The 502-nt window shown below is 71.3% G+C and carries 1 pseudogene; it reads left to right on the top strand.

The annotated features are described in order from the left end of the window. Nucleotides 1–502: pseudogene (locus GT030_RS09265) on the top strand (M1 family peptidase); the annotation flags it as partial.

Raw genomic sequence — 502 nt, 5'->3', positions numbered from 1 at the left:
GCCCTGATCGCCCTCTCCCTCCCCGCCACCGCCGCCCAGCCCGAGTCCTCGGCCGCCGCCGCGTGCACCCCGACGCAGTCGGTCGTCAACGGCGGCTTCGAGAACGGCACTTCACCCTGGACCGAGTCCCCCTCCGGGCTCATCACCAGCCGCACCGGCCAGAGCGCCCACGGGGGCACCTCGTTCGCCTGGCTCGACGGCACCGGCCGCACCCGCACCGACACGCTCGCCCAGAGCGTCACCGTGCCGGGCGGCTGCACGACCGCCACCCTCAGCTTCTACCTGCACGTCGACACCGCCGAGACCACCTCGTCCACGGCCTACGACAAGCTCACCGCCAAGGTCGGCTCCACCACGCTCGCCACGTACTCCAACCTCGACCGGGCCTCCGGCTACGTCCGCAAGACGATCGACGTCTCCTCCTACGCGGGCCAGACCGTGAACCTCGCCTTCACCGGCACCGAGGACTCCAGCCTGCAGACCAGCTTCGTCCTGGACGACA

The organism is Streptomyces sp. SID1328, assembly GCF_009865595.1.
Taxonomy (GTDB): domain Bacteria; phylum Actinomycetota; class Actinomycetes; order Streptomycetales; family Streptomycetaceae; genus Streptomyces; species Streptomyces griseoluteus.
The sequence above is the reverse complement of the archived record's forward strand: the minus strand, read 5'-3'. Positions and strand labels throughout refer to the sequence as shown.